24 protein-coding genes are annotated in these 26,652 nt (G+C 55.9%); 12 read left to right on the top strand and 12 right to left on the bottom strand.

What is annotated here, in order from left to right:
- Positions 1 to 3: 3 nt before the first annotated feature.
- From ppx to purM, 4 genes are all read right to left on the bottom strand, one after another.
- Positions 4 to 1,542 (bottom strand): exopolyphosphatase, encoded by a 1,539-nt coding sequence (gene ppx, locus KGP24_RS16750; protein WP_223561188.1) that lies wholly within the window; start codon positions 1,540 to 1,542, stop codon positions 4 to 6.
- A gap of 3 nt (positions 1,543 to 1,545) precedes the next feature.
- Positions 1,546 to 3,606, bottom strand: coding sequence for a polyphosphate kinase 1 (ppk1, locus tag KGP24_RS16745; protein WP_033146179.1), 2,061 nt, complete (start codon positions 3,604 to 3,606; stop codon positions 1,546 to 1,548).
- 207 nt (positions 3,607 to 3,813) lie between these two features.
- Positions 3,814 to 4,455, bottom strand: a complete 642-nt coding sequence (gene purN, locus KGP24_RS16740) for a phosphoribosylglycinamide formyltransferase (protein WP_223561187.1) — start codon at positions 4,453 to 4,455, stop codon at positions 3,814 to 3,816.
- Positions 4,452 to 5,489 carry a phosphoribosylformylglycinamidine cyclo-ligase gene (gene purM, locus KGP24_RS16735; RefSeq protein WP_032643593.1) on the bottom strand — a complete coding sequence of 346 codons (1,038 nt, stop codon included), beginning with the start codon at positions 5,487 to 5,489 and terminating at the stop codon, positions 4,452 to 4,454. Before purM ends, purN begins: the two co-directional genes overlap by 4 nt.
- Before the next feature lie 266 nt (positions 5,490 to 5,755).
- Between purM and KGP24_RS16730 the strand changes: the two genes are divergently transcribed.
- From KGP24_RS16730 to KGP24_RS16715, 4 genes are all read left to right on the top strand, one after another.
- A complete protein-coding gene (locus KGP24_RS16730) occupies positions 5,756 to 7,186 on the top strand; it encodes a 6-phospho-beta-glucosidase (protein ID WP_223561186.1) in 1,431 nt (476 codons plus the stop codon).
- Positions 7,187 to 7,411: 225 nt separating this feature from the next.
- Positions 7,412 to 8,038, top strand: coding sequence for a uracil phosphoribosyltransferase (upp, locus tag KGP24_RS16725; protein WP_023308769.1), 627 nt, complete (start codon positions 7,412 to 7,414; stop codon positions 8,036 to 8,038).
- 86 nt (positions 8,039 to 8,124) lie between these two features.
- Complete coding sequence (uraA, locus tag KGP24_RS16720) at positions 8,125 to 9,414, top strand: uracil permease (RefSeq protein ID WP_223561185.1); 1,290 nt, start codon at positions 8,125 to 8,127, stop codon at positions 9,412 to 9,414.
- Positions 9,415 to 9,508: 94 nt separating this feature from the next.
- Positions 9,509 to 10,210 (top strand): DnaA inactivator Hda, encoded by a 702-nt coding sequence (locus tag KGP24_RS16715; protein WP_211438414.1) that lies wholly within the window; start codon positions 9,509 to 9,511, stop codon positions 10,208 to 10,210.
- 65 nt (positions 10,211 to 10,275) lie between these two features.
- Here the strand turns inward: KGP24_RS16715 and arsC are convergent, their stop codons facing one another.
- Together arsC and bepA are read right to left on the bottom strand one after the other, a co-directional pair.
- Complete coding sequence (gene arsC / locus KGP24_RS16710; RefSeq protein WP_223561184.1) at positions 10,276 to 10,632, bottom strand: arsenate reductase (glutaredoxin); 357 nt, start codon at positions 10,630 to 10,632, stop codon at positions 10,276 to 10,278.
- An 18-nt stretch (positions 10,633 to 10,650) separates the two neighbouring features.
- Positions 10,651 to 12,114, bottom strand: coding sequence for a beta-barrel assembly-enhancing protease (bepA, locus tag KGP24_RS16705; protein ID WP_223561183.1), 1,464 nt, complete (start codon positions 12,112 to 12,114; stop codon positions 10,651 to 10,653).
- A gap of 221 nt (positions 12,115 to 12,335) precedes the next feature.
- Between bepA and KGP24_RS16700 the strand changes: the two genes are divergently transcribed.
- Positions 12,336 to 13,400: an AI-2E family transporter gene (locus KGP24_RS16700; RefSeq protein ID WP_223561182.1), complete on the top strand. Its 1,065-nt coding sequence runs from the start codon at positions 12,336 to 12,338 to the stop codon at positions 13,398 to 13,400.
- A 99-nt stretch (positions 13,401 to 13,499) separates the two neighbouring features.
- On the opposite strand, the gene bcp is transcribed toward KGP24_RS16700, so the two are convergent.
- Positions 13,500 to 13,970: a thioredoxin-dependent thiol peroxidase gene (bcp, locus tag KGP24_RS16695; RefSeq protein ID WP_032659360.1), complete on the bottom strand. Its 471-nt coding sequence runs from the start codon at positions 13,968 to 13,970 to the stop codon at positions 13,500 to 13,502.
- Entirely contained in the window at positions 13,970 to 14,539 is a 570-nt protein-coding gene (locus tag KGP24_RS16690; RefSeq protein ID WP_023308758.1) for a glycine cleavage system transcriptional repressor, read from the bottom strand. Before KGP24_RS16690 ends, bcp begins: the two co-directional genes overlap by 1 nt.
- Positions 14,540 to 14,684: 145 nt before the next feature.
- On the opposite strand from KGP24_RS16690, the gene dapA reads away from it, so the two are divergent.
- The 6 genes from dapA to ypfH all read left to right on the top strand — a co-directional run bounded on the left by dapA (position 14,685) and on the right by ypfH (position 21,142).
- Positions 14,685 to 15,563 (top strand): 4-hydroxy-tetrahydrodipicolinate synthase, encoded by an 879-nt coding sequence (gene dapA, locus KGP24_RS16685; protein ID WP_223561181.1) that lies wholly within the window; start codon positions 14,685 to 14,687, stop codon positions 15,561 to 15,563.
- Positions 15,564 to 15,579: 16 nt separating this feature from the next.
- Complete coding sequence (gene bamC / locus KGP24_RS16680) at positions 15,580 to 16,614, top strand: outer membrane protein assembly factor BamC (protein ID WP_223561180.1); 1,035 nt, start codon at positions 15,580 to 15,582, stop codon at positions 16,612 to 16,614.
- 109 nt (positions 16,615 to 16,723) lie between these two features.
- Positions 16,724 to 17,437, top strand: a complete 714-nt coding sequence (purC, locus tag KGP24_RS16675) for a phosphoribosylaminoimidazolesuccinocarboxamide synthase (RefSeq protein WP_032659350.1) — start codon at positions 16,724 to 16,726, stop codon at positions 17,435 to 17,437.
- Positions 17,438 to 17,557: 120 nt separating this feature from the next.
- Positions 17,558 to 18,427, top strand: coding sequence for a neutral zinc metallopeptidase (locus tag KGP24_RS16670; RefSeq protein ID WP_008501630.1), 870 nt, complete (start codon positions 17,558 to 17,560; stop codon positions 18,425 to 18,427).
- Positions 18,427 to 20,373 carry a GNAT family N-acetyltransferase gene (locus KGP24_RS16665; protein WP_223561179.1) on the top strand — a complete coding sequence of 649 codons (1,947 nt, stop codon included), beginning with the start codon at positions 18,427 to 18,429 and terminating at the stop codon, positions 20,371 to 20,373. The genes KGP24_RS16670 and KGP24_RS16665 overlap by 1 nt, the downstream gene beginning before the upstream one ends.
- 73 nt (positions 20,374 to 20,446) lie before the next feature.
- Positions 20,447 to 21,142 (top strand): esterase, encoded by a 696-nt coding sequence (gene ypfH, locus KGP24_RS16660; RefSeq protein ID WP_223561178.1) that lies wholly within the window; start codon positions 20,447 to 20,449, stop codon positions 21,140 to 21,142.
- A 38-nt stretch (positions 21,143 to 21,180) separates the two neighbouring features.
- Here the strand turns inward: ypfH and KGP24_RS16655 are convergent, their stop codons facing one another.
- Genes KGP24_RS16655 through KGP24_RS16645 form a run of 3 tightly spaced genes read right to left on the bottom strand, consistent with a single transcriptional unit; the run spans position 21,181 to position 22,891 of the window.
- Complete coding sequence (locus tag KGP24_RS16655) at positions 21,181 to 21,378, bottom strand: YpfN family protein (RefSeq protein WP_014171111.1); 198 nt, start codon at positions 21,376 to 21,378, stop codon at positions 21,181 to 21,183.
- A 24-nt stretch (positions 21,379 to 21,402) separates the two neighbouring features.
- Entirely contained in the window at positions 21,403 to 22,530 is a 1,128-nt protein-coding gene (dapE, locus tag KGP24_RS16650) for a succinyl-diaminopimelate desuccinylase (RefSeq protein ID WP_047060712.1), read from the bottom strand.
- Positions 22,531 to 22,540: 10 nt separating this feature from the next.
- Positions 22,541 to 22,891 carry an ArsC family reductase gene (locus tag KGP24_RS16645; RefSeq protein WP_223561177.1) on the bottom strand — a complete coding sequence of 117 codons (351 nt, stop codon included), beginning with the start codon at positions 22,889 to 22,891 and terminating at the stop codon, positions 22,541 to 22,543.
- A gap of 387 nt (positions 22,892 to 23,278) precedes the next feature.
- Here KGP24_RS16645 and ypfM point away from each other — a divergent pair, with 387 nt between their 5' ends.
- Positions 23,279 to 23,338 (top strand): protein YpfM, encoded by a 60-nt coding sequence (gene ypfM, locus KGP24_RS16640; protein ID WP_015572204.1) that lies wholly within the window; start codon positions 23,279 to 23,281, stop codon positions 23,336 to 23,338.
- Positions 23,339 to 23,447: 109 nt separating this feature from the next.
- Here ypfM and acrD read toward each other — a convergent pair whose 3' ends face one another.
- Positions 23,448 to 26,561, bottom strand: a complete 3,114-nt coding sequence (acrD, locus tag KGP24_RS16635) for a multidrug efflux RND transporter permease AcrD (protein ID WP_223561176.1) — start codon at positions 26,559 to 26,561, stop codon at positions 23,448 to 23,450.
- Positions 26,562 to 26,652: the final 91 nt, after the last annotated feature.

Genomic DNA, 26,652 nt, shown 5'->3' with positions numbered 1-26,652 from the left:
CCGTTAGGCTGCGACGTCGGCGCTCTCTTCTTCAATTTTGAGCAGCCAGCCGGTGACGGCTTCCCAGTACTGTTGCTCTTTTTCCAGGTCCAGCAGGACCAGCGCGTTCTGGCTGAACCAGTCGTGCGGGAAGCTCAGCGTCCAGTGATGGTCGTCGGTTTTAAGCTTCAGCGTGGGCGGCGTGGTGGTGGCCTGGCGCTGATTATTGAGCAGCACGCCCAGACGCAGCAGCTGAATAAGCGGCAGGAACTGTTTTTTCTTGAACAGCGTGAAGCGCGGCAGATCGTCGAGCTTGATGGCTTTACGGTGATAACGCACCAGGGTCGCCATCATGGTTTGCTGCTCCTGGTTGAAGCCAGGCAGATCGCTGTTTTGCAGAATGTAGGCCGAATGGCGGTGCATCCCGCTGTGGTTGATGTTCAGCCCCACCTCGTGCAGCATCGCGGCCCATTTCAACAGCGCGGCAAGCTGCGGGTGCGCGAGCTTAGGATTCTGCTCCTCCCACTGTTCGTACATCTGCACCGTGGTTTCCAGCACGCGCTTCGCCTGTTCGCGATCGATGTTGTACTGGTTGGCCAGGCTTTGCGCGGTGCGGCTGCGGATATCCTGATGGCGGAAGCGGCCTTCCATCTCATACAGTACGCCTTCACGCAGCGCGCCGTCGGAAAGGCGCAGCTCCTTAATCGCCAGCGCATCAAACACGCCGCACAGGATCGCAAGCCCCGGAACGAAAACTGATTTCCGCTCATCGGACAGGCCCGGCAGGCTCAGGGCGTCGAAGCTTTTATGCTTCAGCACTTCTTCGGTGAGCAGAGCCAGGCGTTCAGGGGTAATAATCCCGTCTTTTTCACCCATCGCCAGCAGCACTTCATGCGCGGCTTTAATCGAGCCGGATGCGCCCAGCGCCACGTTCCAGCCCTGAATACGGTACTGCCAGGCCAGGTTTTCCAGCTTCTGAACGGCCGCCATACGCGCACGCTGGAAGTTCTCGCGGGTGATGGTGCCGCCCGGGAAATACATCTGCGCGAAGCTGACGCAGCCCATACGGCGGCTTTCCACCAGGCGTGGCTCAAAATCTTCGCCGATCACCAGCTCCGTAGAGCCGCCGCCGATATCGACAACCAGCTTGCGCCCTTTTTCCGGCTGGGTGTGCTCGACGCCCATGAAGATCAGACGCGCTTCCTCGTTGCCGGAGATGATCTCAATCGGGTAGGGGATCACTTTTTCGGCCCGCTTGAGGAACTCCGGCGCGTTCAGCGCCTGGCGCAGGGTGTGGGTGCCCACGATGCACACGCTGGAGGGCGAGAAGCCCTGCAGGCGTTCAGCAAACAGCGACAGGCAGTTTAACCCACGCTCCATCGCTTCTTCGCTGAGCATGCTACGTTCATCAAGACCATCCGCCAGGTGTACGCGCTGCTTCAGACGACCGATGATCTGCAGCGCGCCATCCACCTCACGGGCGATGACCATGTGGAAACTGTTAGAGCCAAGGTCGACCGCGGCGAATTCCTGCGGGCGTGGGGTCTTATCATTTATCGGCATAGGTTAATCGGGTTGCTCGAGTGATTTGATATAGTCATAAATCGCCAGTTGTGACCGCACTTTGCGGCGGTTGCCACGCGGTACATAGCGGTTACTGAGTTCTTTGTCGATATAGCGTGCTTTCACGGTATCGCTGAACAGAATCTCGATGATGTCGAGGATCTGCTGCTTCAGACGCGGATCCAGCAGCGGCGCCGCGACTTCAATACGGTAGTCAATATTGCGCGTCATCCAGTCTGCCGAAGAGAGATAGACCTGTTTGTCACCCGCATTATCAAAAATATAGATCCGATCGTGTTCCAGGTAACGGTCAACGATGCTGATCACGCGAATATTGTCGCTGATGCCTTCCAGTTCCGGGATCAGCGAGCACATGCCGCGGATCAGCAGGTTAACCGGTACGCCGGAGCTGGACGCCGCATACAGCCTGTCCACCAGTCCTTTATCAACAAGGTTGTTTAACTTCAGCGTGATGCCGGACGACAGTCCTTTCTGGGCATTGGCGATCTCTTTATCGATCATATCGTACAGCAGGCGGCGCGAGTTCTGCGGCGAGACCAGCAGATAGTCGAAGCTCACCGGACGGTACGGGTTTTCGATAAAGTTAAAGACACGGCGCACTTCGTTAGTGATGCGGGCGTCGGCGGTTAAGAGCGAGTAGTCGGTATAAATTCGCGCGGTTTTCTCGTTAAAGTTCCCGGTACCGATGTGGGCATAACGCACCACATCGTCACCCTCTTTACGGGAGATGAGGAACAGCTTGGCGTGAATTTTCAGCCCCGGCGCGGAGAAGATGACGTGCACACCGGCTTCCGTCAGACGGCGCGCCCAGTGAATGTTGGCCTCTTCGTCGAAGCGCGCCTGCAGCTCAACCACCACGGTGACTTTTTTGGCGTTGTGCGCCGCATGGATCATCGCGTCGATGATGCGAGAATCTTTTGCCACGCGGTAGATGTTGATTTTGATCGCCAGCACGCTCGGATCGAACGAGGCCTGACGCAGCAGTTCCAGCACGTGCTCAAACGTATGATACGGATAGTAGAGCAGGACGTCGCGTTCGCGGATGGCGTCGAATCCGTTGCGGAATTTATCGAACCACAGATGGCGCAGGCGCGGCAGCGGCTTGTTCACCAGATTGGCTTTGCCGACATTAGGGAAGCCAATAAAGTCTTTAAAGTTGTGGTAACGGCCACCCGGAACGATGGAGTCATAGCGCGAAATGGTCAGTTTCTCGCGCAGCATCTCCACCATGGCGTCCGGCATATCGCGCTGATAGACAAAGCGCACCGGCTCGGCCGTCAGGCGCTGTTTCAGGCTGGAGGACATCAGCTCCATCAGGCTGGCTTCCATCTCGTGCACCAGGTCATATTCGGCGTCACGGGTCATCTTCATCGAGTAGGCGTTTAACGCATCGTAATCGAAAAAGCCTTTGAAGATGTCGTCCAGACAGTAGCGCAGGATGTTGTCCAGCAGGATCATCGGCTTGCGTCTGCGCGGGGTTTCCGGCGGCAGGTTCACAAAGCGCGGCACCTTGTCGGACGGGATCTCCAGCAGTGCGTAACGGATGGATTCACCGCGAATAATTTCCACCGCCAGGTAGGTGTAATCATCCTTCAGGAACTGTACCAGATCGGTTTCGCGGTTGATCAGAATCGGGGTAATGTGCTGGCGCAGATAGTGTTTGAAGTAGTGGCGCAGCCAGTTTTGTTGGTTAACGGAAAGCTGACGTTCGTTAATCAGGAAGATTTGATTGCGCGCCATCTCCAGCAGCAGTTCGTTATACAGGCCGTCAAATTCCTGATCGGCTTTCAGCACGCGGGACTGGATTTTGCCCAGCAGATGCCGCGAGTGCGAGTTTAAGCCCTGTTCTTCGCTGATGATGATGCGTCTTTTCAGCTCGGCAAAGCGAACCTTGTAGAACTCATCCAGGTTGTTGGAATAAATGCCCAAAAAACGCATGCGCTCGATCAGCGGGTTACTTTTGTCTGCCGCTTCCTGGAGTACACGTTCGTTGAATGCTAACCAGCTTAGCTCTTTCTCGATATATAACTTTTCCTGACCCATTACAGCTCACACTCCAGTTCAATCACAGGACGTGGTAAATCCGTCTCGTCCTTATTATGGCGAGCATTTCCACGATATGTCCAACAGTGCCAGAAAAGTATGACAGTTATTTTTTTTGTTGGGGATTTTAGAAGGTTGGAGAAGGGAATATCGGGTAATGCAATGTACAGGTCGGGTAAGCGCAGCAGCGCCACCCGACATAACCAACTACTCTTCGGCCGCATAACCCTGCGGAGGTAACTTCACGCCGTCCAGCCAGGCTGCGCCGTCGCGCATCTCGAGACGCCCGTCGACAAACCAGCTGACCACCAGCGGGTAAATGGCGTGTTCCTGGGTCTGCACGCGTTCGGTCACGTCCTCTTCGCTGTCGCCGTCAAAGACCGGGACTTTGGCCTGCAGGATAACCGGGCCACCGTCCAGCTCGTCGGTAACGAAATGCACGGAGGTGCCGTGCTCTTCATCGCCGTTTTCCAGAACCTGGCGATGGGTGTGCAGGCCGGGATATTTTGGCAGCAGGGAAGGGTGGATATTCAGCAGACGACCAGCGAAGTGTTCGACGAAGGCCGTGCTCAGAATACGCATATAGCCCGCCAGCACGACCACGTCCGGTGCGTAGGCATCAATCTCATGCACCAGCTCGCGGTCAAAGGCTTCACGCCCGGCGAACTGGCTGGCTTCCAGCGCGTGCGCAGGAATGTTCGCTTCCCGCGCACGCTCAAGGCCGAACGCGTCGGCCTTGTTGCTGAAAACTGCCCGAATGGTGCCATTGATTTTCTTCTGTTTGCAGGCGTCTATGATTGCCTGCAAATTGCTTCCGTTGCCGGAAATGAGCACCACGATGTTTTTCATTCAATGACCACACGCTGTTCGGAATCGGAAGCTTTAATCGTACCGATTTTCCACGCGTTTTCACCTTTTTCAGTCAGCAGCTTAACCGCTTTATCCGCTTCGCTTGCCGGCAGGGCGATAACCATGCCCACGCCGCAGTTAAAGGTGCGGTACATTTCGTGAGAGCTCACGTTGCCTGCGGTCTGCAGCCAGTTGAACACTGCTGGCCACTGCCATGATGATTCGTCGATCACCGCCTGGGTGTTATCCGGCAGGACGCGCGGAATGTTTTCCCAGAAGCCGCCGCCGGTCAGGTGAGCGATGGCGTGAACGTCGACGTTCTCGATAAGCTCAAGCACGTTTTTCACGTAGATGCGGGTCGGCGCCAGCAGATGGTCAGCCAGAGGTTTACCGTCAAGTTCGGTAGTTAGCGGGTCACAGCCGCTCACTTCGAGGATTTTACGCACCAGGGAATAGCCGTTAGAGTGCGGGCCGCTGGAGGCCAGCGCGATCAGCACATCGCCATCGGCCACTTTGCTGCCGTCGATAATTTCTGATTTTTCTACTACGCCGACGCAGAAGCCCGCGACGTCATAATCTTCGCCGTGATACATGCCAGGCATTTCTGCGGTTTCACCACCGACCAGCGCGCAGCCGGACTGCAGACAGCCTTCGGCGATGCCGCTAATAACGCTGGCTGCGGTATCCACGTCCAGTTTTCCGGTCGCGTAGTAATCGAGGAAGAACAGCGGCTCTGCGCCCTGTACCACCAGGTCATTCACACACATCGCGACCAGATCGATACCGATCGTGTCGTGACGTTTTAAATCCATCGCCAGACGCAGTTTAGTGCCTACACCGTCAGTTCCCGAGACCAGAACAGGTTCACGATATTTTTGCGGCAGCGCGCACAGTGCGCCGAATCCACCCAGACCACCCATCACTTCCGGGCGGCGGGTTTTTTTAACCACACCTTTGATTCGGTCAACCAGCGCATTACCTGCGTCAATATCAACACCGGCATCTTTGTAGCTGAGAGAAGTTTTGTTGGTCACGGCTTAAATCCCCACGCGATTGCATAGCTAGTAAGAAAAATCGGCGCAATTCTAACAGTCCAGGCAAACGTTTGCGAGCCTATTCTGGACGTGGGGATCTTTTTTTCTGTGTACCCCGTGAATGCAGCCAAACTTGACTCTGTTCACGAAAATGAAACCGGTTTCTGAGAACTGCTTGCAACAGCTATTCCCTTTGCACATCATCGAACTGAAACCGGTTTCTGTAATTGTTTTTGCAGAAAATAACGCAGAATGAGGGAAAGCGAATGTCAGGATTTAAAGCAGATTTTCTGTGGGGTGGGGCCGTTGCGGCGCATCAGCTGGAAGGCGGGTGGAAAGAGGGCGGCAAGGGCGTGAGCGTGGCCGATGTCATGACCGCGGGCGCGCACGGCGTGCCGCGTGAAATCACTAACGGCGTGCTGGAAGGGAAAAATTACCCTAACCATGAAGCCATCGATTTCTACCATCGCTATAAAGAAGACATCAAGCTCTTTGCCGATATGGGCTTCAAATGCTTCCGCACCTCTATCGCCTGGACACGGATCTTCCCGAAAGGCGATGAGCTTGAGCCTAACGAGGCTGGCCTGAAATTCTATGACGATCTGTTCGACGAGTGCCTGAAGTACGGCATCGAACCGGTTATCACCCTGTCTCACTTCGAGATGCCTTTCCATCTGGTCACGGAATACGGCGGCTGGCGCAACCGTAAGCTGATCGACTTCTTCGTTCGTTTTGCAAAAGTGGTGTTCCAGCGCTATCAGCATAAAGTGAAGTACTGGATGACCTTCAACGAGATCAACAACCAGGCTAACTTCCACGAAGACTTTGCGCCATTCACGAACTCCGGGTTGAAGTACGCGCCGGGTGAAGACCGTGAGCCGGTGATGTTCCAGGCGGCGCACTATGAGCTGGTGGCCAGTGCCCTGGCGGTGAAGGCGGGGCGCGAGATTAACCCGTCGCTGCAGATTGGCTGCATGATTGCCATGTGTCCTATCTATCCGCTGACCTGCGCGCCGGACGATATGATGATGGCGATGAATGCCATGCACCGCCGCTACTGGTTCACCGATGTGCACGTGCGCGGCAGGTACCCGCAGCATCTGCTCAACTACTTCGAGCGTCGCGGCTTCGCCCTGGATATTACCGAAGAAGATAAAGCGGCGCTGACGCAGGGCTGCGTGGACTATATCGGTTTCAGCTACTACATGTCCTTTGCCACCAAAGCGACGGCGGACAACCCGCAGCTGGATTACGACGAGAGCAAGAGCCTGGTCTCTAACCCGTACGTGCAGAAATCCGACTGGGGCTGGCAGATTGACCCGGTGGGGCTTCGCTACTCCCTCAACTGGTTCTGGGATCACTACCAGCTGCCGCTGTTTATCGTTGAGAACGGCTTTGGCGCGATCGACGTGCAGGAGAGCGACGGCACGGTGAACGACCAGTACCGCATTGACTACCTGGCCGCCCACATTCGCGAGATGAAAAAAGCGGTGGTGGAAGACGGCGTAGACCTTATGGGGTATACCCCGTGGGGCTGTATCGACCTGGTGTCTGCCGGTACGGGCGAAATGAAAAAACGCTACGGCTTTATCTTTGTGGATAAAGACAATGAAGGGAACGGCACGCTGAACCGCAGTAAGAAGAAATCGTTCGACTGGTATAAGCAGGTGATTGCGAGCAACGGCGATAACCTGTAATTGTCGGGTGGCGCTAACGCTTACCCGACCTACACTACACGTAGGCCCGCGTAAGCGCAGCGCCACCGGGCAGAACCCGCACCCAAGCCGGAGTCTCGCCTCCGGTTTTTTGTCTCTAAATCACTTTGCTTGATATACGTCAAGCAACATGGGTATGGCCTAATCCGAAAAAAGCGGTATAATCCCGCGATTTTTTTGCGGACGCCACCTCAGAGGAGAAAGAGAATGAAGATTGTGGAAGTGAAACACCCACTCGTTAAACACAAGTTGGGCCTGATGCGTGAGCATGACATCAGCACGAAGCGTTTTCGCGAACTGGCATCTGAAGTCGGCAGCCTGCTGACCTACGAAGCGACCTCTGATCTGGAAACAGAAAAAGTCACCATCGAAGGCTGGAACGGCCCGGTGCAGGTTGAGCAGATCAAAGGTAAGAAAATTACCGTGGTGCCAATCCTGCGTGCCGGTCTCGGCATGATGGAAGGCGTGCTGGAGCACGTGCCAAGCGCGCGTATCAGCGTGGTTGGAATCTACCGTAACGAAGAAACCCTTGAGCCGGTACCTTACTTCCAGAAGCTGGTGTCTAACATCGACGAGCGTATGGCGCTGGTAGTTGACCCAATGCTCGCGACCGGTGGCTCTATGATCGCTACCATCGACCTGCTGAAAAACGCGGGCTGTAACAGCATTAAGGTGCTGGTACTGGTTGCTGCTCCGGAAGGGATCGCGGCGCTGGAAAAAGCGCACCCGGACGTTGAGCTGTATACCGCCTCCATCGACCAGGGCCTGAACGAGCACGGGTACATCATCCCGGGGCTCGGCGATGCCGGCGATAAGATCTTTGGTACGAAATAATCGAATAACGATAAATAAGCCGACTTTGATAGTCGGCTTTTTTTTGAATAAAACACCAACAACAATACTACTCAGAGGAAAACACTATGACGCGCCGTGCTATCGGGGTGAGTGAAAGACCGCCGCTTTTACAGACTATCCCGCTTAGTTTGCAGCACCTGTTCGCCATGTTTGGCGCAACCGTGCTGGTGCCAATCCTGTTCCACATTAACCCGGCTACCGTGCTGCTGTTCAACGGCATTGGTACGCTGCTGTACCTCTTTATCTGTAAAGGAAAAATCCCGGCGTATCTCGGGTCGAGTTTCGCCTTTATCTCGCCGGTGTTACTGCTGCTGCCGCTGGGTTATGAAGTCGCGCTGGGCGGCTTTATCATGTGTGGCGTCCTGTTCTGCGTGGTGTCCTTCATTGTGAAGAAAGCCGGTACCGGCTGGCTGGACGTGATGTTCCCCCCTGCGGCGATGGGCGCAATCGTTGCCGTCATCGGTCTTGAGCTGGCGGGCGTCGCGGCGAATATGGCTGGTCTGCTGCCCGCTGACGGCCAGTCACCGGATTCCAAAACCATTATCATTTCGCTGGTAACGCTGGGCGTAACGGTGTTTGGCTCCGTGCTGTTCCGCGGCTTTATGGCGATTATCCCGATTCTGATCGGCGTGCTGGCGGGCTATGCGCTCTCCTTCGCGATGGGCGTGGTGGACACCACCCCGATTGCTCAGGCTCACTGGTTTGCGCTGCCAACCTTCTACACCCCTCGCTTCGAATGGTTTGCGATCTTCACCATTCTGCCTGCGGCGCTGGTGGTGATTGCGGAGCACGTCGGCCACCTGGTGGTGACGGCGAACATCGTTAAGCGCGATTTAATCCGCGACCCGGGGCTGCACCGTTCCATGTTTGCGAACGGCTTCTCCACCATCATCTCCGGATTCTTTGGCTCCACGCCAAACACCACCTACGGTGAGAACATCGGCGTGATGGCGATTACCCGCGTCTACAGTACCTGGGTTATCGGCGGTGCGGCGATCATCGCCATTCTGCTCTCCTGCGTCGGCAAGCTGGCGGCAGCGATTCAGATCATTCCTGTGCCGGTGATGGGCGGCGTTTCTCTGCTGCTGTACGGCGTGATCGGTGCCTCCGGTATTCGCGTGCTGATTGAATCCAAAGTGGATTACAGCAAGGCGCAAAACCTGATCCTGACTTCCGTTATCCTGATCATCGGCGTGAGCGGTGCGAAGGTACACATTGGTGCGGCGGAGCTGAAAGGCATGGCGCTGGCGACCATCGTCGGCGTGGGCCTGAGCCTGATCTTCAAGCTGATCTCGGTCATCCGCCCGGAAGAAGAAATTCTGGACGCGGACGACAGCCAAAAAGCGTCAGATTGATCGTATTAACGGGCGAGGGATCGCCCGGTTCTCTCCTTGCAGGTTCCGTGCTAAACTCCGTTCCGATTTTATGTAAGATCTGGTTGAGGTACTTCTGAACGGACCGGCACAGCTCTCTCTGCCACTCTATCTCCCTGACGACGAAACTTTCGCGAGTTTCTGGCCGGGTGATAACCCCTCTTTACTGGCTGCACTGCAAAACGTGCTGCGCCAGGATCACAGCGGATACATCTATATCTGGTCACGCGAAGGCGCGGGGCGCAGCCACCTTCTGCATGCCGCCTGCGCGGAGCTTTCGGCGCGCGGAGATGCGGTAGGCTACGTGCCGCTGGATAAACGTACCTGGTTCGTGCCTGAGGTGCTTGAGGGAATGGAACATCTCTCCCTGGTCTGCATCGATAACATCGAATGCGTGGCGGGGGATGAGCCGTGGGAAATGGCGATCTTTAACCTCTATAACCGCATTCTGGAATCGGGCAAAACCCGGCTGCTGATCACCGGCGATCGTCCACCTCGCCAGCTGAATCTGGGCCTGCCGGATCTGGCGTCTCGTCTGGACTGGGGCCAAATTTACAAGCTCCAGCCGCTGTCGGATGAAGATAAGCTTCAGGCGCTACAGCTGCGCGCAAAGCAGCGCGGATTTGAGCTGCCGGAAGACGTGGGCCGTTTCCTGCTGAAGCGGCTGGACCGCGAAATGCGCACGCTGTTCGACACGCTGGATCAGCTCGATCGCGCCTCCATTACCGCCCAGCGCAAGCTGACCATTCCGTTTGTGAAAGATATTCTCAAGCTTTGAGTTTTTTGCCGGGGGGCTTGCGGGTTTTGCAGGCCCGGCAAGCATAGCGCCACCGGGCGAAACAATCAGAGGATCTCGAGCACGTCTTCCGGCGGACGTCCAATGCGCGCCTGGCCGTTGGCCACCACAATCGGGCGCTCAATCAGCTTTGGATTTTCAACCATCGCCTGGACCAGTTCAGCCTCGGTGAGACGGCTGTCATCCAGGTTAAGCGACTTATACAGATCTTCTTTCTGGCGCATCAGCTCTCTTGCACTGCCCATTCCCAGCATGTGCAGCAGCTGGCGGAGGGTTTGCGCGTCAGGTGGGGGGTCAAGGTACAGCACCACCTCCGGCTCAACGCCGTTAGACTTCAGCAGGCTCAGGGTATCGCGGCTCTTGGAGCAGCGAGGGTTGTGATAGATTTTTACGGCGTCTGTCATGACGTGAATTCTCCTTTATTACATCTTCTCGTACGGCTTAAAGCGCTGCTGCAGGCCGCGCAGCTGATCGATACGCGCGTCGTAACGGGCCTGCTGGAGGCTGCCGAGCTTGACCTGCGCGCTGGCGCTGCTGAGCATGGAAATCGCCTGATCGAGGCGGCCCACCAGGGCAAAACCTTCGGCACGCGCCGCCAGTTCCTGATCGCGGTTGCCGAGCTGGGCTTCCGCCTGAGCGAGCAGGTCCCAGCCGTTTTGATCGTCTTTATTGTTAAAGGTGTAGCGGTTCAGAATGGTTGCCGCTTCGCCGGGCTGACCACCCTGTAAGTAAGCATTCGCCAGGTTAAGCTGCAGCACCGGATTGGTACGGACGTCTTTCGCCCCTTTCAGGCGGTTAATCGCATCGGCCGTTTTCTTCTGCCCCAAATCGATATCCGTCGACAGATCGAGGTACCACGGGTTATTCGGGTCGGCCGCCAGAAGCGGCTGCAGCGCTTTACGCGCCTCGTCGTATTTGCTGGCTTCCATCGCCTGGAGCGCCTGACCATACTGCGCGGCGTTTTTCTCGCGCACGTTGCCTTTCGCCAGGGTATCCAGCAGGTCACTGGTGAGCTGGTTACGTCCGGAATTGTACATCCCAAGCGTTCTCACTTTTGCCATGTAGAAATCCTGCGAAGACTGGACCACGACCGGACGCATCTGGTTGGCACGGTTACGCGCGTCCGACAGACGGCTTTCCGGCAGCGGGTGGGTCAGCAGAATTTCCGGCGGACGGGAAGAGTAACGCGCCTGATCGAGCAGTTTTTCCAGAAAACTCGGCATGGCCTGCGGGTCAAAGCCCGAACGCTGCAGCACCTGAATCCCGATGCGGTCTGCTTCTTGTTCGTTTTGTTGGGTAAAGCTGATCATCCCCTGGCGCGTTCCCGCCAGCGTACCGGTCAGGGCCGCCATCCCGGCCTGCGGGCTGGCCATCGCCAGCAGAATCGAGCCCAGCGCGCCCACCCAGGTGAGGGGAGCGTTACGTTTCTGGTCTTCCATGGCGCGCGCCAGGTGGCGCTGGGTGACGTGCGAAATTTCGTGCGCCATTACCGAGGCCAGCTGGCTTTCGTTGTCGGAATAACGGAATAACGCCGAATGCAGCACCACGTTACCGCCAAAGAAGGCGAAGGCGTTGATTTCGTCATTATTGATTAAATAGAAGTGGAAGGGCGTTTTTACCGAGTCGGCGTGCGAAACCAGACGCATCCCCAGCCCGTTAATGTACTGTACCAGCAAAGGGTCGTTAATGAGCGGGGCGCTGCCGCGCAGCTGGCGAACATAGTAATCCCCCATTTGCATCTCTTGCCCAATAGAGAGCGTGCTTCCTGCTGTGGTGCCCATGTCCGGCAATGAATCGGACGAGTCAGCAAAAGCGGGCAACACCTGACCGACCGTCACCGCGGCAATCAGTGTTGCAACCAGTGTTTTTCTCAACTGCCTGAACATAACCACTGTCCTGTATGTTGGATGTGCTAATTTGACCGATGAACCGGCATAACGTTCATCTCTGCTGCTCTGCGAGTGTAGCCGTGTTATAGCATGAAGAAAATCCCATTCATCAGGCTTTTGCGGATTGCGATTGGGATACAAAAAGCGAAAGTCTTTTTTGTGACAGTTAGATACAATTCACCGTCTCACTCCCGCCATTCGATTCAGGGAAGGGTTGTATGCTCGAAATGTTAATGCAGTGGTACCGGCGTCGGTTCAGCGACCCGGAAGCCATTGCTTTATTGGTTATTCTGGTTGCCGGGTTCGGTATTCTGTTCTTCTTCAGCGGCCTGCTCGCCCCCCTGCTGGTGGCGATTGTGCTGGCGTACCTGCTGGAGTGGCCAACGGCGCGCCTGGAACATATCGGCTGTTCCCGTCGCTGGGCGACCAGCATCGTCCTGGTGCTGTTTGTCGGCATCCTGCTGTTAATGGCCTTTGTGGTGATGCCGGTGGCCTGGCAGCAGGGGATCTACCTTATTCGCGATATGCCCGGCATGCTGAACAAGCTTTCTGATTTTGCCGCCACGCTGCCGCGCCGTTACCCGGCCCTGATGGATGCCGGGATTATCGACGCGATGGCCGAAAATATGCGCGCCCGCATCATGACGATGGGAGATTCGGTGGTGAAGTACTCTCTGGCCTCGCTGGTCGGACTGCTGACGCTGGCGGTTTACCTTGTGCTCGTGCCGCTGATGGTCTTCTTCCTGGTGAAAGATAAAGATCAGATGCTCAACGCCGTGCGCCGTATTCTGCCACGCAACCGCGGGCTGGCAGGGCAGGTTTGGGAAGAGATGAACCAGCAGATCACAAACTACATTCGCGGCAAGGTGCTGGAGATGATTGTCGTGGGGGTAGCCACCTGGATTGGCTTCCTGATTTTCGGCCTGAACTACTCGCTGCTGCTGGCGGTGCTGGTGGGGCTGTCGGTCCTGATTCCGTACATCGGCGCGTTTGTGGTGACCATTCCGGTTGTTGGGGTCGCGTTGTTCCAGTTTGGGCTGGGGACAGAGTTCTGGAGCTGCTTCGCGGTGTACCTGATTATTCAGGGGCTGGACGGTAACCTGCTGGTGCCGGTGCTGTTTTCCGAAGCGGTGAACCTGCATCCGCTGGTGATTATCTTATCCGTTGTCATTTTCGGCGGGCTGTGGGGATTCTGGGGCGTATTCTTTGCGATTCCACTGGCGACGCTGATTAAAGCCGTGGTCCACGCATGGCCGGATGTGCCGGCGGTGGCAGAGAAGTAGTTTTTGTTCGTCCTGATGCCCTCACCCCGGGTCTTACACCCCCACGGGGAGAGGGGAAAACACGAAAAACGGCAACCTGGGTTGCCGTTTTGCTGTTTATCAGGCGCTTGCTTTCAGCCAGTTCAACACCACGTCGTGGTGGTTGCTGGTTTTGAAGTCGTCAAACACATGTTCAACTTTACCGTCAGCGTCAATCAGGAAGCTGATGCGGTGAATGCCGTCGTAGGTTTTACCCATAAACGTCTTCTCGCCCCAGACGCCGAACTGCTCGCACACCTGATGATCTTCATCAGAAAGCAGCGTGAAGTTCAGCAGCTCTTTTTCAGCAAATCGTGACAGCTTTTCTGGTTTATCCGTGCTGATACCCAGCACTTCCACGCCGACTTTTTTCAACTCGTCCATGTTGTCGCGTAAGCCGCAGGCCTGTACGGTGCAGCCGGGGGTCATGGCTTTCGGGTAGAAATAGACCAGAACACGCTGTCCCTGGAAGTCGGTCAAATTTACTTGCTCGCCGTCTTGATCCGGTAAGCTAAATTTCGGTGCGATGTCACCGGCTTTCAGTGGGTTCATTACTCAACTCCATCCTGTTCGTGCTGCGAATAATTGACGACGCTTATACTGCCCTGCGCGTTTAATTCTGTACAGAGGGCTTTAAACGCTTGCTCGATATTTGACGCATCCTGTGAGGCAGGGCTGTGCGCGGTAATTTGAATAAACAGCACCGGAAGACCGTGGTCATCGCTTGTCTGCGTACGGGAAACCAGTTCGGCAATATTCATCTGATGGCTATCAAAAAGCGCCGTGAAACGCTCAATCAGATGCGGAGAATCAGGTACTTCAACCTGTACCCAGACGGTAGAAGGCAGTGCCGGACGTGGACGCGCAGTGGTGCGCTTCATGACAATCAGCAGATCCAGTTCGGCTCCCTTCAGCGGCAGGGTCGATTCAATCAACGTAATGGCGTTCCATGTCCCGGAAAGCAACATAATAAATGTGAACTCTTCGCCAAGCATGGCCAGACGGCTGTCTTCGATATTACAGCCGCAGCTGCTTACGTGGCGGGTGATGGTGTTCACGATACCCGGCCTGTCGGCACCCAGCGCAGTGATAACAAGGTAATGTTGTGATGAGGTTGTCAAACCTGTTCTTCCTTTGCATGGTTAAGTCTTCCTAAGGAAAGCATAAAAAAAACATGCATACAACCGCCTGAGGGCCTCAGGTCGCTTGCTTTTATTACAGTTCCAAACGTACCATTGAGACTCTTGTTCGCACAGAGGATGGCTCATGTTCACGGGAAGTATTGTCGCGCTTGTTACACCGATGGATGAAAAAGGTAATGTCTGCCGGTCAAGCATGAAGAAGCTCATTGATTACCATGTCGCCAATGGAACCTCGGCGATCGTTTCGGTAGGGACTACCGGTGAATCCGCAACGCTGAGCCACGACGAGCACGGCGATGTGGTGATGCTGACCCTGGAACTGGCTGACGGACGTATTCCGGTTATCGCGGGGACAGGGGCTAATGCAACCGCAGAAGCTATCAGCCTGACCAAACGTTTTAACGACAGCGGCATCGTTGGCTGTCTGACGGTGACACCTTATTACAACCGTCCTACTCAGGAAGGTTTGTTCCAGCACTTCAAAGCCATCGCCGAACATACTGACTTGCCACAAATTCTGTATAATGTGCCGTCCCGTACCGGTTGCGATATGCTGCCGGAAACCGTTGGCCGTCTCTCGGAAGTAAAAAATATTATCGGTATTAAAGAGGCGACAGGGAACTTAAGCCGCGTTCATCAGATCAAAGAGCTGGTTTCAGACGACTTTATCCTGTTGAGTGGTGATGATGCGACCGCGCTGGACTTTATGCAGCTCGGTGGTCATGGCGTGATCTCCGTAACGGCAAACGTTGCGGCGCGCGATATGGCTGAAATGTGCAAACTGGCCGCAGCCGGTCACTTTGATGAAGCGCGTGTCATTAATCAGCGTCTGATGCCGCTGCACAATAAATTATTTGTCGAACCCAATCCGATCCCAGTGAAATGGGCATGTAAGGCGTTGGGGCTTGTAGCAACCGATACGCTGCGTCTGCCAATGACACCGATTACCGACCACGGTCGTGACATCGTCAGGGCGGCGCTGAAGCATGCCGGTTTGCTGTAGAGTTTAGGGAGATTTGATGGCTTATTCAGTACAGAAGTCGCGCCTGGTGAAGGTTGCGAGTGTTTCGCTTGTTATGCTGCTCGCTGCCTGTAGTTCAGATTCGCGCTACAAGCGCCAGGTGAGCGGTGATGAATCCTATCTGGATGCGACCCCGCTTGCTGAACTTCACGCACCGGCTGGTATGATCCTGCCGATTCAGAACGGCGATTATAATATTCCCGTGACCAACGGCAGCGGCCCGGTCGGTAAAGCGCTTGATATTCGTCCGCCAGCACAGCCTCTGGCGCTGGTCAACGGGGCGCGTACCCAGTTCACCGGTAATACGGCGTCTCTGATGGTTGAGAGCGCGCGCGGTAGCACGCTGTGGCCGCAGGTTGTCAGCGTCATTCAGTCGAAGAACTACACCATCGATAAACGCGATGACGCCAGCCAGACGTTAACCACCGACTGGATCGAATGGAACCGTCTGGATGAAGACCAGCAGTACCGCGGTCGTTATCAAGTCTCCGTAAAACCGCAGGGTTATCAGCAGGCGGTTAACGTTAAGCTGTTGAACCTGGAGCAGGCGGGTAAACCGGTTGCGGATGCCGCGTCCCTGCAGCGTTACAGCACTGAAATGCTGAACGTGATTGCCGCGGGTCTGGATAAGACCGCTACCGATGCCGCCAACGCCGCGCAGAGCCGCAACGGCGCGACCTTCGATGTGCAAAGCGGTGCGGATGATACCGGCCTGCCAATGCTGGTGGTGCGTGCACCGTTTAACCAGACCTGGCAGCGTCTGCCAGCGACGCTGGAAAAAGTGGGCATGAAAGTGACCGACAGCACGCGTTCAACTGGCAGCATGACGGCAACGTATAAGCCGCTCTCCGACAGCGCATGGCAGGAACTGGGCGCGAAAGATCCTCAGCTTGCCTCCGGTGACTACAAGATTCAGGTAGGCGACCTTGATAACCGCAGCAGTCTGCAGTTTATCGATCCAAAAGGTCACACGCTTACCCAGTCTCAGAATGATGCGCTGGTCGCTGTCTTCCAGGCAGCATTCAGCAAATAAATATGAGGGCTGGTGAATCCAGCCCTTTTTATTTTAGTGCCACGCAAACGTGTGCGTGGCATAATATCCCCAGTTTTGAACACAAATCATCACACCAGGAGTAATGAAGATGCAGAAGCAAGCTGAGTTGTATCGTGGCAAAGCGAAGACCGTATACAGCACGGAAAACCCGGATCTGTTGGTGCTCGAGTTCCGCAATGATACGTCAGCAGGGGATGGCGCACGCATTGAGCAGTTCGATCGTAAGGGCATGGTGAACAACAAGTTCAACCACTTCATTATGACCAAACTGGCCGAAGCGGGTATCCCGACCCAGATGGAAGCGTTGCTGTCCGATACGGAATGTCTGGTGAAAAAACTGGATATGGTTCCGGTTGAGTGCGTTATTCGTAACCGCGCGGCGGGCTCCCTGGTGAAGCGTCTCGGCATTGAAGAAGGTATAGAACTGAATCCACCCCTGTTCGACCTGTTCCTGAAAAACGATGCTATGCACGATCCGATGGTCAACGAATCCTACTGCGAAACCTTCGGCTGGGTGAACCAGGAGAACCTGGCGCGCATGAAAGAGCTGACCTATAAAGCCAACGACGTGCTGAAAAAGCTGTTTGATGACGCGGGCCTGATCCTCGTCGATTTCAAGCTGGAGTTTGGTCTGTTCAAAGGCGAAGTGGTGCTGGGCGATGAGTTCTCACCGGACGGTAGCCGCCTGTGGGATAAAGAAACCCTGGATAAAATGGACAAAGACCGTTTCCGTCAGAGCCTGGGTGGCCTGATTGAAGCGTACGAAGCGGTTGCTCACCGTTTAGGCGTTAAGCTCGACTAACTTCCTCACTTGCCAAAGGATGTTCTGATCCTTTGGCGTCTTACCTTTGTTTCCTATGGTAATCTTGCCGTTAACCGCCTACGATCATAGCTATTATAAATGGAATAGTTCGAGGTGGTTATGCGCTGGCAAGGGCGTCGTGAAAGTGACAATGTAGAAGACAGACGCAGTGATGGCGGCGGCGGTCCTTCAATGGGAGGACCCGGCTTCCGGTTACCCAGCGGCAAGGGCGGTATCATCCTGCTGATTGTAGTGCTGGTTGCGGGGTATTACGGCGTCGATCTCACCGGTTTAATGACCGGTCAACCGCTGCAACAGCAGCAGCATTCTCAGCGCTCTATCAGCCCGAATGAAGATGAAGCGGCCAAATTTACCTCCGTTATTCTCGCCACAACGGAAGACACCTGGGGTCAGCTGTTCGAGAAGATGGGGCGTACCTACCAGCAGCCGAAGCTGGTGATGTACCGGGGGGCAACCCGCACCGGATGCGGTACCGGGCAATCTGTGATGGGGCCGTTCTACTGCCCGGCAGACGGCACCGTCTATATCGATCTCTCTTTTTACGATGACATGAAACGCAAGCTTGGCGCTGACGGTGATTTTGCCCAGGGCTACGTGATCGCGCATGAAGTCGGCCATCACGTGCAAAAGCTGCTGGGGATTGAGCCAAAAGTGCGCCAGCTCCAGCAAAATGCGTCTCAGGCTGACGTGAATCGCCTTTCCGTTAAAATGGAACTGCAGGCAGACTGCTTCGCGGGCGTCTGGGGCCACAGCATGCAGCAGCAGGGCGTGCTGGAATCCGGCGATCTTGAAGAGGCGTTAAATGCCGCTCAGGCTATCGGTGACGACCGCCTTCAGCAGCAGAGTCAGGGGCGCGTCGTGCCGGACAGCTTCACTCACGGTACTTCTCAACAGCGCTATAGCTGGTTTAAACGCGGCTTCGACAGCGGCGATCCGGCGCAGTGTAATACCTTCGGCAAAGCGATGTAATGCTGCAGTTTGAACAGCTGATACGCGAGCTTGAGCGCACCGGCCATCGTCGGCTGGTGGTGCTCAGCGGTGAGGCGCAGTGGACGTTAAGCCAGGCGGTTGCCTTGCGTGACGCCTTGCCCGGAGACTGGGTCTGGCTGAACGAACACCCTTCAAAAGCCATCAGCGGCCTGCTGGGACGCGAGTTCCGGCATGCCGTTTTTGACGCCAGCGCCGGGTTTGATGTTGCCGCGTTTGCCGCCCTGAGCGGAACGCTGAGCGCCGGCAGCCTTCTGGTGCTGCGGGTTCCGCCGCTCGACGCGTGGGCTGAGTTGCCAGACAGTGATTCACTGCGCTGGAGCGACGGCGCCGAAGCGATAGCCACTCCGCATTTTGTACACCATTTCTGCCGGACGATTGCCGCCGATCCCGACGCGATTGTCTGGCATCAGGAAAGTGCGTTATCCCTTCCGCCTTTACCCGACGAGCCAGACTGGCAGCCTGCCAGCGGCGCACCGCAGCGCGAGCAGGCTGAGATCCTGGATGTGCTGCTGGGTATGCCGGAGGGGATCGTGGCCGTCACCGCCGCGCGCGGGCGCGGAAAATCAGCCCTGGCAGGAATGTTGCTGAACCGCATTGCGGGCAGCGCCGTGGTTACCGCGCCGTCGAAGGGGGCGACGGATATCATCGCCCGCTTTGCCGGAGAGCGTTTTCATTTTATGGCCCCGGACGCGCTGCTTGCCTCTCCACACCGGGCTGACTTGCTGATTGTCGATGAAGCAGCTGCGATCCCCGGTCCGATGCTGGAAAAGCTAGTTGTCCGTTTCCCACGCGTGCTGTTGACCACCACGGTGCAGGGATATGAAGGGACGGGCCGGGGATTCTTGCTTAAATTCTGCGGTCGGTTTGCCGGGCTGCAGCGCTACAGCTTATCTACACCGGTACGCTGGGCTGCGGGCTGCCCGCTGGAGCGGGTTGTCGCCAGCGCGCTGCTGTTTGACGATACGCTGATCGACCGCCGCCCGGATGGAGAGGTGCGTCTAACGTCCCTGACGCCGACGGCATGGGAAAGCCGCCCGGCGCTTGCCGCGAGCGTATACGAGCTCCTCTGTGCGGCGCATTATCGCACCTCGCCGCTCGATTTACGCCGCATGATGGACGCGCCCGGGCAGCAGTTTGTCGTTGCCGAAACGAACCCGGTTATCGCCGGGGCGCTCTGGCTGGTGGAGGAGGGCGGGCTGTCCCCTGAGCTTAGCCGCGCCGTCTGGGCGGGGTACCGGCGTCCGCGCGGTAACCTGGTGGCGCAGTCTCTGGCGGCGCACGGCGGCTCTCCCCTGGCGGCGACGCTTAGAGGACGACGGGTGACCCGCATTGCCGTACATCCACACCGTCAGCGGGAAGGGATTGGCCAGGCGCTTATTCGCAGCGCCAGCGGCGAAGATTATCTGTCGGTGAGCTTTGGTTATACCGATGAACTTTGGCGCTTCTGGCAGCAGTGCGGGTTTGTGCTGGTGCGGATGGGCAGCCATCGTGAAGCCAGCAGCGGCTGCTACACCGCGATGGCCTTGCTGCCGCAGAGTGAGGCAGGGCGTCGGCTGTGTGAGCAGGCGCAACAGCGTCTGGAGCGCGATGCGCGGGTACTATCGGCCTGGAACGGTGAAAAGATCCCCGTGGAAGACCGATGGGAAGCTACCCTTAATAATGACGACTGGCTTGAGCTGGCCGGATTCGCCTTTGCGCACCGGGCGTTTTCAACCTCGGTTGCTGCACTGACGCGGCTGTTGTTAGCCGTGGACATTCCGCTTCCGGCCCTGAGTGGGAAAATTGAAGGAAAAATGGAAGACATCGGGCGAAAAGCGTTGCTGGCAAAGCTGCGCAGTGAAACCGCGCTAGCGCTTGAAAGCCTTGATTATCCCCGCTGCCAGCAGTTGAAGGAAGACATTTTGCAATGGCAATTTTTTCAATGACTTCTTCAGTAAAGTGGCATGGTCATTCACGTCGGGAGGCGTAGAATCCAGGTCATCTATTAAGGAGACCACCATGAAACACGACCATTTTGTTGTTCAAAGCCCTGACAAACCGGCTAAACAGTTACTGCTTCTGTTTCATGGCGTTGGCGATAATGCCGTCAATATGGGTCAGATTGGCAGCTGGTTTGCGCCCGTTTTTCCTGAGGCATTGATTGTCAGCATCGGTGGCGTAGAGCCATGTGGTCCGAACGGACGCCAGTGGTTCTCTGTTCAGGGCGTGACGGAAGAGAATCGTCAGGCTCGCATCGACGCCATCATGCCCACCTTTACCGATATCGTCCGCTACTGGCAGCAGCAGAGCGGCGTGGGTGCTGATGCAACCGCGCTGATTGGCTTCTCGCAGGGGTCAATCATGTCGCTGGAAAGCGTAAAAGCACAGCCGGGTCTGGTGTCACGCGTCATCGCGTTTAACGGTCGTTTTGCGACGTTACCGACAAGCGCGACCACGCAGACCACGATCCACCTGATCCACGGTGGCGAAGACCGGGTAATTGAACTCTCGCATGCGGTTGCCGCTCAGGAAGCGCTGATTCGCGAAGGTGGAGATGTGACGCTGGATATCGTTGACGATCTGGGGCACGCGATTGACGACCGTAGCATGCAGTTCGCGCTCGATCGTTTGCGCTATACCGTACCGAAGCACTACTTTGATGAAGCGCTCAGCGGCGGCAAGCCGGATAACGATGATATTGTAGAGTTTATGTGAGGTTTCCCCCTCTCCCGGGGAGAGGGGAAACGTAACGATTACTTCTTCTGGTCCTTCTTCGGCCAGTCGTCATCATCGTCCCACTTGTCGTTAAAATCACGGTGCGGGGGAAGATCCGGTTTGTTGGCGAGAAATTTTTTATGGTCAACGCGCTTAAGATCTTTAATCACGTTAAGCAATACGCCTACCAGAAACACTAACACCAGAATCCACCAGTACTTTGAAAGCCAATCCATTCGCTATTCCTCTCTGAGCGTTCGTCAGGCGACGAGTTGCTCCATAATACGTTGATACATACGGGCCAGCAGTTGCAAATCTGCCGCATTGACACATTCATTGATTTTATGAATGGTTGCGTTCACTGGACCCAGTTCGACAACCTGGGCGCCCATACGGGCAATAAAGCGTCCGTCTGAGGTGCCACCCGTTGTCAGCAGCTGTGGCTTAATTTCATTATAGTGCTCGATGGCGTTCACCACCGCATCCACCAGTTTACCGCGCTGCGTCAGGAACGGCTGGCCGGAAAGCCACCACTCCACGGTGTAGCGCAGGTGATATTTTTCCAGCAGGGCGACGACGCGAGCCTTGATCATCTCATCGGTCAGTTCGGTGCTGAAGCGGAAGTTAAACTGGACGAAGTAATCACCCGGGATCACGTTATTGCTGCCGGTCCCGGCCTTGACGTTCGCAATCTGCATGCTGGTCGGCGGGAAGAATTCGTTGCCTTTATCCCACTCGATGCCCACCAGTTCGCTCAGCATCGGCGCAGCGCGATGAACCGGGTTATCGGCCAGATGCGGATAAGCAACGTGCCCCTGAACGCCGTGAATGGTCAGATTACAGGTCAGCGAGCCACGGCGCCCGTTTTTGACGACATCGCCCACCACTTCGGTACTGGACGGCTCCCCGACCAGGCAGTAGTCGAGACGCTCGTTACGCGCCATCAGCGCTTCAACGACCTTCACGGTACCGTTATGGGCGCTGGCTTCTTCGTCGGAGGTGATCAAAAACGCGAGACGGTTTTTGTGGTTCGGATGCTGCGCAACAAAGCGCTCTGCCGCCACGACCATCGCCGCCAGAGAGCCTTTCATATCTGCCGCGCCGCGGCCAAATAGCATGCCATCGCGGATTGTTGGTTCAAACGGCGGGTTAATCCAGCGATCCGCATCACCGGCGGGAACGACGTCAGTATGCCCGGCAAAGGCCAGCGTTTCACCCTGGCCGCGCCACGCCCAGAAGTTCTGGGTATCGCCAAAATCCATGCGTTCAACGGTAAAACCGATGGCACGCAGGCGCTCAATCATAAGTGCCTGACAACCTGCGTCGTCCGGGCTCAGGGAAGGACGGCGAATAAGCTGCTGAGTCAGCTCAATGACCGGGCATGACATAAACTACACCTCAACGAAAAAAGTCGGAATAAAGGGTTTCACTGAAACCCAGCAGCATAGGCTGCCCTGGCGCGCAGAGCAATGGGCGTTTGATAATTGCCGGCATCTCGAGCATCAGTTTTACCGCGCTGTCGGCGTTGTTGATGCTGGCGCGCAGAGATTCGTCGAGTTTACGCCAGGTGGTGCCGCGGGTGTTCAGCAGGGCTTCCCACCCCAGCTCGCCGATCGCGCTATGCAGAAATTCTGCATCAAGCCCGTCTGCACGGTAATCGTGGAAGCGGTACTCCACGCCGTTTGCTTCCAGCCAGCGGCGGGCTTTTTTGATGGTGTCGCAATTTTTAATGCCGTACATCACAACCATGGTGAATCCTTTTGACCTAATGATGATTAAATGTTCAGTAAATTCGAAGATATATCCTTAAGTGGAATATAACACATTCAGGAATCGTCTGGATTTACACTTCAACTTAATTCAACTCACATCTGTACGCTGAATATTCTTTCATCATTTAAGCATAGATGTCCATAAGGTTTAAATTTCGAATAAACTCAGCGGGTAAAATAAAACTCACCCGTCTGCAGGGTTATTTCAAAATATTGCCAGCCGTCACAAAAAATTGAGGCCTCTCCGTTCATATTTATCATAAATCCCCGCAGGACGTGGGGTACAATCACAGCAATTGGTTAAATAGTCTTCACAATGATGGTCCGTTTTTGTAGAATGCGCATAATAATAAGAGAGGTTGTTATGATTGAACGTGAACTGGGGAACTGGAAAGATTTTATCGAAGGTATGCTTCGTAAATGACATTCAGTAAGAATTGCAAGAGCACTAAAATAAGTAAAATAACCATAGTGTGAATTAATCACACAATAAAAAGGCGGCCGATAAAGCCGCCTTTTTTTATTTCAATCACTTACTCAGCACGTTCCTTTAACGGGAAGCGACGACGCACCAGCACAAAGAATAACGGCACGAAGTAAATGGCCAGGATGGTGGCTGAAATCATGCCGCCCATGACCCCCGTCCCGACGGCATGCTGGCTGCTGGAACCTGCCCCCGTACTGGTTGCCATCGGCAGTACGCCAAAGACAAATGCCAGCGACGTCATCAGGATCGGACGCAGGCGCTGACGGCAGGCGTGCAGCGTGGCGGCCATCAGCTCGTGGCCTTTGGCATTCATCTCGTTGGCAAACTCAACGATCAAAATGGCGTTTTTCGCCGACAGCCCAATCACGGTGAGCAGACCCACCTGGAAGTAAACATCGTTCTCCAGGCCGCGCATCCAGGTTGCCAGCAGGGCACCGATGACGCCAAGAGGCACGACCAGCATGACGGAGAACGGGACTGACCAGCTTTCATACAGTGCGGCAAGGCAGAGGAAGACCACCAGCAGAGAGAGCGCGTAAAGTGCGGGAGCCTGTGCTCCGGAGAGACGCTCCTGGTAGGACATGGCCGTCCACTCCAGACCAAAACCGGCGGGCAGCTGCTGCACCAGTTTTTCCATGGTATCCATGGCGGTACCTGTACTGACGCCCGGCGCGGCTTCCCCCACGATTTCAACCGCGGAATAGCCGTTATAGCGCTCCAGACGCGGCGATCCGGTTTCCCAGTGCGAGTTGGCAAAGGCGGAGAACGGCACCATGCCGCCGACATTATTCCTGACAAACCAGCGGTTAATATCATCCGGCAGCATGCGGAACGGCGCGGCTGACTGGACATACACTTTTTTCACGCGGCCGCGATCCATAAAGTCATTCACATAGCTCGAGCCCCACGCCGTTTGCAGGGTGTCATTGATATCGTTGATCGAAACGCCCAGCGCCTGCGCCTTACGCTGATCGATATCCACCTGCAGCTGCGGACTGTCGTCCAGGCCGTTATGGCGAACGCGGGTCAGGCCCGGATCGTTGCCTGCCAGCGCTAACAGCTTATCGCGTGCCGCCATCAGCGCCGTGTGGCCCGCCCCGGCGTGATCCTGCAGTTCCATATCAAAGCCGGCGGAACTGCCCAGGCCGCTTATCGCCGGCGGGCTGCTGGCAAAGACGCGCGCCTCTTTGATGTGCGCAAAGGCTTTGGTCGCGCGTTCAATGATGGCAAATGACGTTCCCGTTCTGGTATCACGTTCGTCCCAGTCCTTCAGTCGGACGAACATACGGGCGACGTTCTGCCCGTTTCCGCCCGGTCCAGAGCCCACGGTGGAGAAGACCGACACAACGTTATCTTTCTCTTTGGTGAAGAAGTACTGTTCCACTTTCTGAACCACTTTCAGCGTCTGCTGCTGCGTTGCGCCGCTCGGGAGCTGCACCGAGGTGGTGAACATTCCCCGGTCTTCCATCGGCAGGAACGAGGTGGGAAGATGCATAAACAGCCAGACCATGCCGCCCAGCAGCACAACGTAAATCATCATCCAGCGCAGGCTGCGATGGAGCACGCCACCGACGGCAGATTCATACCGCGCGGCATTGCGGTTGAACATGCGGTTAAACCAGCCGAAGAAGCCTTTTTGCCCGTGTTGCTCCCCTTTGTGCAGCGGTTTCAGAATGGTGGCGCACAGCGCTGGGGTGAGGATCAGCGCGACCAGCACGGAGAGCACCATCGCCGAGACGATGGTGATCGAGAACTGGCGGTAAATCGCCCCGGTGGTACCGCCAAAGAAGGCCATCGGGATAAAGACCGCCGACAGCACCATCGCAATACCGACTAGCGCCCCCTGAATTTGCCCCATGGACTTGCGCGTTGCCTGGCGCGGAGAGAGCCCTTCTTCGCTCATAATACGCTCGACGTTTTCGACCACCACGATGGCATCATCCACCAGAAGGCCAATCGCCAGCACCATCGCAAACATCGTCAGGGTATTAATGCTGTACCCGAACGCATACAGCACCGTAAAGGTCCCCAGCAGCACCACGGGGACGGCAATGGTTGGGATCAGCGTGGCGCGGAAGTTTTGCAGGAACAGGTACATGACCAGGAACACCAGCGCGATGGCTTCCAGCAGGGTCTTTACCACGTCCTCAATGGAGGCTTTAACAAAGGAGGTGGTTTCATAGGCGACTTTGTACTCCAGCCCGTGCGGGAAATACTGCGACAGCTCGTCCAGACGGTCTAACACCAGTTTCGCCGTGGCCATTTCGTTTGCGCCGGAGGCCAGCTTAATTCCCAGACCGGAGGCCTGATTGCCGTTAAAGCGGCTCAGGTAGTCGTATTTTTCCGCTCCCATTTCCACCGTGGCGACATCACCCAGACGCACTTCCGACCCATCCTGATTCACACGCAGGGTGATGTTGCGGAACTGGTCCGGCGTCTGCAGCAGGGATTGTGAATTGATGGTGGCGTTCAGGGCTTGTTTATCGACGGACGGCGTTCCCCCCAGTTGCCCCACCGCAATCTGGGCGTTCTGGGCTTTGATGGCATTCGTCACGTCCGTTGCCGTCATCTGGACGCTGTTCAGCTTGTTGGGATCGAGCCAGATGCGCATGGAGTATTGTGAGCCGTAAGCGTCGATGTCGCCGACGCCGTTAATACGGCTGATGGGATCCTGAATATTACTGGCGACGTAGTCGGCAATGTCCTGCTTATCCATTGAGCCATCTGTCGAGACAAACGCGATGGTCAAAATGTTGGTGTCACCGGTTTTACGCACGGTTACGCCCTGATTCTGCACCGCCTGGGGCAGCTTGCGCATGGCCGACTGCAGCTGGTTTTGTACCTGCTGTACGGCTTCGTCTGGATCGGTACCTGCCTTGAAGCTCAGGGTAACCGTCGCCTGGCCTGTGGCGCTGCTTTGCGAGGACATGTACATCAGGTTATCCAGACCCGTCATGTTCTGCTCGATAACCTGCGTGACGGTGTTTTCCAGCGTTTGTGCGGAAGCGCCGGGGTAGTTTGCTGTTACGCGCACGTTGGGCGGTGCCAGATCGGGATATTGCTCAACGGGAAGTGAAGTAATCGCCAGGACACCTGTCAGGCACAACAGGATGGCAAGCACCCAGGCAAAAATGGGGCGATCGATGAAAAAATTCGCCATGAAAAAGTGACCTCGTTTTGCTGCACGTCATTATTGTTTATTGCCCGCATAACTTTAGCGGTAAGGGCCAGGTCAAACGTGGAGAAATAAA

This window comes from Enterobacter sp. JBIWA008 (assembly GCF_019968765.1).
GTDB lineage: Bacteria > Pseudomonadota > Gammaproteobacteria > Enterobacterales > Enterobacteriaceae > Enterobacter.
This window is presented reverse-complemented; position numbering and strand designations above follow the sequence as displayed.

Excerpts from the sequence above, each read along its gene's own strand:
- ppk1 (WP_033146179.1), bottom strand. The coding sequence starts at position 3,606 with ATGGGTCAGGAAAAGTTATATATCGAGAAAGAGCTAAGCTGGTTAGCA.
- arsC (WP_223561184.1), bottom strand. The coding sequence starts at position 10,632 with ATGACAGACGCCGTAAAAATCTATCACAACCCTCGCTGCTCCAAGAGC.
- ypfH (WP_223561178.1), top strand. The coding sequence starts at position 20,447 with ATGAAACACGACCATTTTGTTGTTCAAAGCCCTGACAAACCGGCTAAA.
- acrD (WP_223561176.1), bottom strand. The coding sequence starts at position 26,561 with ATGGCGAATTTTTTCATCGATCGCCCCATTTTTGCCTGGGTGCTTGCC.
- bepA (WP_223561183.1), bottom strand. The coding sequence starts at position 12,114 with ATGTTCAGGCAGTTGAGAAAAACACTGGTTGCAACACTGATTGCCGCG.
- upp (WP_023308769.1), top strand. The coding sequence starts at position 7,412 with ATGAAGATTGTGGAAGTGAAACACCCACTCGTTAAACACAAGTTGGGC.
- purN (WP_223561187.1), bottom strand. The coding sequence starts at position 4,455 with ATGAAAAACATCGTGGTGCTCATTTCCGGCAACGGAAGCAATTTGCAG.
- KGP24_RS16700 (WP_223561182.1), top strand. The coding sequence starts at position 12,336 with ATGCTCGAAATGTTAATGCAGTGGTACCGGCGTCGGTTCAGCGACCCG.
- ppx (WP_223561188.1), bottom strand. The coding sequence starts at position 1,542 with ATGCCGATAAATGATAAGACCCCACGCCCGCAGGAATTCGCCGCGGTC.
- bamC (WP_223561180.1), top strand. The coding sequence starts at position 15,580 with ATGGCTTATTCAGTACAGAAGTCGCGCCTGGTGAAGGTTGCGAGTGTT.
- KGP24_RS16670 (WP_008501630.1), top strand. The coding sequence starts at position 17,558 with ATGCGCTGGCAAGGGCGTCGTGAAAGTGACAATGTAGAAGACAGACGC.
- KGP24_RS16665 (WP_223561179.1), top strand. The coding sequence starts at position 18,427 with ATGCTGCAGTTTGAACAGCTGATACGCGAGCTTGAGCGCACCGGCCAT.
- KGP24_RS16655 (WP_014171111.1), bottom strand. The coding sequence starts at position 21,378 with ATGGATTGGCTTTCAAAGTACTGGTGGATTCTGGTGTTAGTGTTTCTG.
- dapA (WP_223561181.1), top strand. The coding sequence starts at position 14,685 with ATGTTCACGGGAAGTATTGTCGCGCTTGTTACACCGATGGATGAAAAA.
- bcp (WP_032659360.1), bottom strand. The coding sequence starts at position 13,970 with ATGAACCCACTGAAAGCCGGTGACATCGCACCGAAATTTAGCTTACCG.
- KGP24_RS16730 (WP_223561186.1), top strand. The coding sequence starts at position 5,756 with ATGTCAGGATTTAAAGCAGATTTTCTGTGGGGTGGGGCCGTTGCGGCG.
- uraA (WP_223561185.1), top strand. The coding sequence starts at position 8,125 with ATGACGCGCCGTGCTATCGGGGTGAGTGAAAGACCGCCGCTTTTACAG.
- purC (WP_032659350.1), top strand. The coding sequence starts at position 16,724 with ATGCAGAAGCAAGCTGAGTTGTATCGTGGCAAAGCGAAGACCGTATAC.
- KGP24_RS16645 (WP_223561177.1), bottom strand. The coding sequence starts at position 22,891 with ATGGTTGTGATGTACGGCATTAAAAATTGCGACACCATCAAAAAAGCC.
- dapE (WP_047060712.1), bottom strand. The coding sequence starts at position 22,530 with ATGTCATGCCCGGTCATTGAGCTGACTCAGCAGCTTATTCGCCGTCCT.